Annotated in this window: 5 protein-coding genes; 1 reads left to right on the top strand and 4 read right to left on the bottom strand. The window is 70.5% G+C overall.

The features are described 5' to 3' along the window. The first annotated feature begins 96 nt into the window (after positions 1-96). Positions 97-654, top strand: a complete 558-nt coding sequence (locus tag WH07_RS35290; protein WP_046509249.1) for a GNAT family N-acetyltransferase — start codon at positions 97-99, stop codon at positions 652-654. Between the two features lie 35 nt (positions 655-689). Here the strand turns inward: WH07_RS35290 and WH07_RS35295 are convergent, their stop codons facing one another. The 4 genes from WH07_RS35295 to WH07_RS35310 all read right to left on the bottom strand — a co-directional run. Next, entirely contained in the window at positions 690-2,315 is a 1,626-nt protein-coding gene (locus WH07_RS35295; protein ID WP_198533955.1) for a type IV secretory system conjugative DNA transfer family protein, read from the bottom strand. A gap of 1 nt (position 2,316) precedes the next feature. Further along, the gene (locus tag WH07_RS35300) at positions 2,317-3,768 is read right to left on the bottom strand and encodes an ATP-binding protein (RefSeq protein WP_046509257.1); all 1,452 of its coding nucleotides are present in this window, start codon (positions 3,766-3,768) and stop codon (positions 2,317-2,319) included. Between the two features lie 48 nt (positions 3,769-3,816). Next, on the bottom strand, positions 3,817-5,370 hold the full coding sequence (locus WH07_RS35305) for an SCO6880 family protein (RefSeq protein WP_046509251.1): 1,554 nt from the start codon (positions 5,368-5,370) through the stop codon (positions 3,817-3,819). Then, a partial coding sequence (locus WH07_RS35310; protein ID WP_046509253.1) for a hypothetical protein occupies positions 5,367-6,684 on the bottom strand: 1,318 nt, incomplete at its 5' end. The genes WH07_RS35305 and WH07_RS35310, both read right to left, overlap by 4 nt.

Below are 6,684 nucleotides of genomic sequence, written 5' to 3' on the forward strand. Positions count from 1 at the left end.
TTTATGGAAATGCCCTGTACCAGAAGTCTTGGTACAGGGCATTTCTGCGTTCAAAATCGCCTTGCGAGCGAAGACGCCTGCGCGGAGTATCGGTGCATGAACCATGTGATACGCGCCGTACGGCCCGACGAGTGGGCCAAGGTCAAGGAACTCCGGCTGCTCGCCCTCCAGGACTCGGCCGCGCCGGTCGCGTTTCTGGAGACGTACGAGCAGGGCCTCGCACACCCCGACTCGTACTGGCAGGAGCGGGCCGCAGGTTCGGCGCCCCGGTACGGGCGCAGATCGGGCCAGTTCATCGCCGAGGCCCCGGACGGTAGTTGGTCCGGCTCGGTGGCCATGCTGGTCGAGGACGCCGGCAGCATCGACTTCTTCGGGTCCACCATCGCCCAGGCTCAGGGGCATCTCGTCGGCGTGTATGTACGCCCCGAGCACCGCGGCAGTGGGCTGATCGGCGCGCTGGTCGGGGAGGCGCTCAACTGGGCCTGGGCGCAGGAGAAGCCGCGGCTGACCCGCGTACGGCTCTATGTCCGCGAAGAGAATCCCCGGGCGCGGGCCGCGTACCTCAAGCTCGGCTTCGTACCCACCGGGACGGTCGTGCCGTTCGAGCAGGATCCGCTCGCCAAGGAACTGGAGCTGGCGATCGAGCGCCCGTGACCGTCATGCGGACATGCGGATTACGTTCCGGCGGATTACGTTCCGTCCGACAGCGCCTGGAGATCGGCGTGAGGCCAACGGTCCTTGCCCTGCTGGCGTGAGCGCAGCAGGACCAGGGCGGGCAGCCCCTGGTCCTGGCCGGCGGCCAGCAGCTCCGGGAGCTGGGGGAGCGGGGCCACGGCGGCGACATCGTCGAGGACGAGTGTCATTGGTGGGTCGAGCCGACCGTCAGATGACCGTGCGGCCATGCGGCGGCCGTGCTCGACCACGCTTGAGGTGAGTGCGGTGAGCAGCGGCATCGCACCCGGGCGGGAGCGCGGATCTTCGATCGGCTCACCCACCACATAGAGAGTGCCCCCCTCGTTCACAAAAGAATCCAGGGCGAGCGCATCGGTTCGGTTGGGTGTGCAGGCGTCGCGGATATGGACCGAGGAGAGGGCCGCGAGCGTACGGGCCGTCAACTGCTGGGCCACTTCCCGTCGTTCGGGATGGGCCGTGAGTGCCGACTCCAGCAGGCCCGCGAGGCCCGAGGCGGCCTTCGGGTGCGTGCGGAGTATACGTACCGCTTCGTGGGCGCTGCCGCCCTGTGCCCAGCGGTGCACCTGTTTGAACGGCCGTCCGTCCACGGCCGCGGCGTGCAGCCAGCACCGGAGGAGCGTTTCGGCCGTTTCGGCCATGGTGGCGTCGAGCAGGGCGTGCGGGCGTACCGGGGTGAGCAGCGCGGACGCGCGGGCGGCAGCGGTGGCGGGGTCCTCGCAGCCGGCGGTGGGCGACCAGTGCATACGGGCCGGGGTGTCGCAGAGGTGGCCGGGGTCGTACAGCAGGACCGGGCCGAGCTTGGCGCGCGCATCCTTGGTCTCGGCCCAGATGGTCGGGTCGGAGGTGACGACCAGCGCCGGGCCTGCGGCGTCGAGGATGGCCTGGACGGCGGTGGGGCGGCGCGTGAGGGGATCGCCGTACCGTACGGGCGGTTCGGTACGGGGAGCCGGGACAGCGGCGAAGGCGACGGCCGCCGTGGGCGTGGCCGTGGTGGCCACGGGCGGTACGGACACGGGCTCGGGCGGTACCGATGCCGTTGCCGGAGCCGCTGTCGTCGATGCGGACGGCTGTGGGCCGGAGGCCGGGCCCGGCATGGCCGCGACGCCCGGTCCGGTGCCCTCGCCCCTGCTCTCCCCGCTCCTGGCGCCCTCGTTCATGGGGCCCTTGCTGAGCATGTCGCGGGTTCCGGCCACCCGTTCACGGTGCGCGTGGTGCTGTTCGCGGCGGCGGGCTCGTACCACTCGGTAGCGCGCCACCACCCCCAGGACGAACACGGCGAGGACCGTCAGCACCATGAGCTGGCTTATCAGCAGGCCCCAGAACAGCCCGTACCCGGAGAGCTGGTCCGGCGGGGTGTCGGGCCAGGCGCCCGTCACATCGTGCGGCGCGGCGAGGAGCTGACGCATGGCCATGGGCGTACGGGCGTAGGTCACCGCCTCCGGCCAGGCGCCGTGCGTGAACAGGCCGGCCAGTCCCGTGGCCGTCCAGACCAGCAGGGACAGGCCCAGGACAAAGCCGAGCAGGCCCACCAGCAGTCCGTCGGGGATACCGCCGCGGGTCTGGCCGCGGTCGCCCCTGTCGTACGCCGGACCCCGGCCCTGGCCGTCGTGGTGGCGCGGCATGTCATGCCACCGTCGACTCGGAGGACTCGTTGAACTGCCGTTGCCGTTCGAGGAGGATCGCGCGCTGCTCCGCTTCCCACTCCGCGGCCTGCATGTCCGCGGGCAGTCCGGCGGCCAGTGCCTCCGCGGTGTCGGCGGCGGCGGATGCCGCGGAGTTCTCGGTCATGGCGCGGTCGGTGAAGACCAGCGGCCGTTCGGCCTCGGTGACCAGGTGTTTGACGACCTGGACATTGCCGTTGACGTCCCAGACCGCGATACCGGGGGTGAGGGTCGGGATGATCTCCACCGCCCAGCGGGGCAGTCCGAGGACCCGGCCGGTCGCGCGTGCCTCGTCGGCCTTCTGGGCGTAGATCGTGCGGGTCGAGGCCATCTTGAGGATGGCCGCGGCCTCGCGGGCCGCCGCGCCGTCCACGACGTCCGAGAGATGGTGGACCACCGCCACGAAGGACAGGCCGAGCCGGCGGCCGAACTTGAGGAGGCGCTGGAAGAGCTGGGCGACGAAGGGCGAGTTGATGATGTGCCAGGCCTCCTCGACCAGGAAGATGCGCTTCCTGCGGTCGGGGCGGATCCAGGTGTGCTCCAGCCAGACGCCGACGATCGCCATCAGGATCGGCATCGCGATCGAGTTGCGGTCGATGTGCGAGAGGTCGAAGACGATCAGGGGGGCGTCGAGGTCGATGCCGACGGTGGTCGGGCCGTCGAACATGCCCCGGAGGTCACCGTCGACGAGTCGGTCCAGGACCAGCGCCACATCCAGGCCCCAGGCCCGTACATCGTCCAGGTCGACGTTCATGGCCTCGGCCGACTCGGGCTCGGGGTGGCGCAGTTGCTCGACGATGTCCATCAGGACGGGCTGGCGCTGCACGATGGTCTCGTTGACATAGGCGTGGGCGACCTTCAGCGCGAAGCCGGAGCGCTCGTCGAGGCCGTGTCCCATGGCGACTTCGATGATCGTACGGAGCAGGGCGAGCTGGCCGGTCGTGGTGATCGACGGATCGAGGGGGTTGAGCCGGATGCCGCCGTCGAGCGCGGCCATCGGGTCCAGCCGGATGGGAGTTATCCCCAGCTCCTGGGCGATCAGGTTCCACTCGCCGACGCCGTCCTCGCCCTGGGCGTCCAGGACGACCACCTGGCGGTCGCGGAAGCGCAGTTGGCGCAGGACGTAGGTCTTCTCCAGCGCCGACTTGCCGTTTCCGGACTCGCCGAGGACCAGCCAGTGGGGGGCCGGGAGCTGCTGGCCGTAGAGCTGGAAGGGGTCGTAGATATAGCCCTTGCCGCTGTAGACCTCACGGCCGATGATCACGCCCGAGTCGCCGAGGCCGGGGGCCGCGGTGGGCAGATAGACGGCCTGGGCCTGGCCCGTCGACGTACGGACGGGCAGCCTGGTCGTCTCCACCTTCCCGAAGAGGAAGCTGGTGAAGGCATCCGTGAGGACGGAGAGCGGATCTCGCACCACAGGCCCCTTTCTCGGCTCGGTGGCTGGCTGGGCTGGCGGGCGGTGCTAGCGGCGGATGCCCGTCGCGAACGGCAGGGTGTTCACAAACGCGCGGTGATGCTCGCGGTCGCACCACTCCAGCTTCAGATACGACTTGCCCGCCGAGGCTCTGATCGTCCTCTTGTCCCTGGCCAGTGCCTCGGGCGTCCTGGACGACACTGTGATGTACCCGACGAGATTGACTCCCGCTGCCCCGCTGGCGAGATCTTCACCCCGCTGGTCGAGCCGTCCGTGCGCGGCGATGTCGCGCGGGTCGACGGTCCGGTTCATCTTGGCGGCGCGGCTGGCCTCCGCCTCGTCGTTGGTCTTCTCGGTCAGCATCCGCTCGATCGCGATCTCGGTCGGTTCGAGGTCCATGGTGACGGAGACCGTACGGATCACATCGGGGGTGTGGACGAGCAGCGGCGCCAGGAAGTTCACCCCGACCGGGGTCATGGGCCATTCCTTGACCCAGGCGGTGGAGTGGCACCAGGGCGCGCGGGTCGACGACTCACGGGTCTTGGCCTGCAGATACGTCGGTTCCATCGCGTCCAGCTCGGCCGGCCAGGCGTTTCGTTTCGTCATGGCCTGGATGTGGTCGATGGGGTGGTCGGGGTCGTACATGGAGTGGACGAGGGAGGCGAGCCGGCTCTGGCCGAGGGGCTGCCGTACCCGGATGTCCGCCTCGGCGAGCCGGGCGCAGATGTCGGTCAGCTCGCGGGCCATGACGACGGCGAGGCCCGCGTCCCGGTCGAGCCGCCTGGCACCGGAGGCCTGGCGGGCGGCACGGGCCATGGCCTGGCCCTCGGCGGCCAGTTCACGGGTGTAGTGCATGCAGGCGACGAGATAGGCGCGGTGCTGCTCGCTGGAGGTGGAGACCATCGACTGGAGCTGGTCGTACGACTCCTGGAGCCACTCGGGGGCGGAGATGTCGCCGCGCTGGGCGACGTCCTTGGCGTGCGCGTCGGGGTCGGCGGGCAGCGTACGGGCGAGCATCTGGAGCCGGGTGACGAAGCCGTCCCCGTTGGCGACATGCTTGAGGAGCGTGCCGAAGCGGTCGACGAGGGCCTCCTGGTCCTCGCTGTCGCGCAGGCCGACGCCGGGGCCCTCGATCTCGATGGCGGCGGTGACGGTGCGGCGGTCGGCGTGCAGGAGTACGGCGATCTCGTCGGGGCCGAAGGGCGCGGCCAGCCAGTTGATCCGGCCGATGCCGGGGGGCGGGCCGATCTCGACCTCGCGGCCGTCGATGCCGGTGCCGGCCTCCATGGCGCCCGAGCGGTAGACCGTACCGGCGCGGAGGGTGCGCTTGAAGCTGCGGTTGATCTCGTACCACTTGTAGAACGTGCGGTGTTTGTACGGTACGTAGACGGCGGCCAGCGCGAGGAGCGGGAAGCCGGCGAGGGTCACGATGCGCACCGGCAGGACGGGCACGAGGAGCCCGCACATCATGCCGATGAACGCGCCGGCGACGATCAGGGCGATCTCGCCGGTCTCGCGGTTCTTGCCGACGATCGCGTTCGGCCGGGCACGGCCGATGAGATACGTACGGCGGGGCGCGATCGGGTGGGACTGGGTCGTCAACGCCCTCCACCTCCAGTGCTGTTGTTACCGGTTCCGGTTCCTCCGAGGCCTGTGCCGCGTGAGCTGTGGGGGCCGCTGGTGGGGCCGCCGCTGCGGGGCGGGGGCGCGGCGGGGAGTCCGCCGCCCGCGCCGGCTCCGCCGCCCGCACCTCCGCCTGTGCCGCTTATGCCGCCGCCCGAGGGGCGGGCGCTGTGTGCGGCGACCCCTCCGGAGACGGGGTTGGCGGGCCGGCCGCCCGAGCCGCCGCTGTTGCCCTGCTGCTGGTGGTTGCGGCTGCTGTGGGTCTTGATGCCCTGGGAGACGAGCGCGGCGGGCGAGCTGATGAGGGCGGCGGCCTGCGAACCGTCCGTGGCCTGCTTCCTGTTGGTGCGGGACGAGGCGATCTCGTCGCCGAAGCCGGGCACGAAGCGGTAGATCATCGCGGAGGCGAAGATCGCGAGCAGGATGATGGCGAGGCCGGAGACGACGGCGGAGAAGGCGTCGGGGCCGTCGTCGGCGGAGAGCGCGCCCGCGAGACCGAGGACGATCACGATCACGGGTTTGACCAGGATGACGGCGATCATGATGCTGGCCCAGCGGCGGACATGGCCCCACATGTTCTTGTCGACGAGCCCGGCGTACACGACGGTGCCGAGCAGGGCGCCCACGTACAGCAGCGCGGCCCTGATGACCAGCTCCAGCCAGAGGATGCCGGCGGCGAGGATCGACACGAGGGCGACGACGATCAGCATGATCGGGCCGCCGCCGATGTCGTCGCCCTTCTTGAGGGCCTCGGCGAAGCCGCCGAAGAAGACATCGGTCTGGCCGCCGGTGGAGGTGGAGATGACCTCGGTGACGCCGTCTGTCGCGGACACGACCGTATAGAGGATCAGCGGGGTGAAGGCGGAGGCGAGGACGGTCAGCCAGAGAAAGCCGATGGCCTCGGAGAGCGCGGTGGTGAGGGGGACGCCGCGGATGGCGCGCTTGGCGACGGCGAGGAGCCAGATGACGAGGGTGAGGACGGTGGAGGCAGCGAAGATGACGGCGTACTGGCGGAGGAAGGCGGCGTTGGTGAAGTCGACGTTGGCGGTGGCGTTGACGGCGTCACTGAGCTTCCCGACGATCCACGCGGCGGCGTCGGCGCAGCCGCGGGCCAGGGAGGAGAGGGGGTCGAGGGCGCTGGCGGGGTCGGAGACACCGCCGGAACGCGGGGCGCCCGCGGCCTTCTCGCCGTCCTCGCAGTACTCCTTGGCCCGGCCGACGATCAGATCACAGACGTTGTCGCTCGCGGCGGGCGAGGGGCTGGCGCCGGGTGAGGCGCCGTCGGTGGGGGTG

The organism is Streptomyces odonnellii, from assembly GCF_000981895.1.
In the GTDB taxonomy this organism is placed as follows: domain Bacteria; phylum Actinomycetota; class Actinomycetes; order Streptomycetales; family Streptomycetaceae; genus Streptomyces; species Streptomyces odonnellii.

Bases quoted from the DNA above. Each gene is read 5' to 3' on its own strand.
- WH07_RS35290 (WP_046509249.1), top strand. From the start codon at position 97: ATGAACCATGTGATACGCGCCGTACGGCCCGACGAGTGGGCCAAGGTC.
- WH07_RS35295 (WP_198533955.1), bottom strand. From the start codon at position 2,315: ATGCCGCGCCACCACGACGGCCAGGGCCGGGGTCCGGCGTACGACAGG.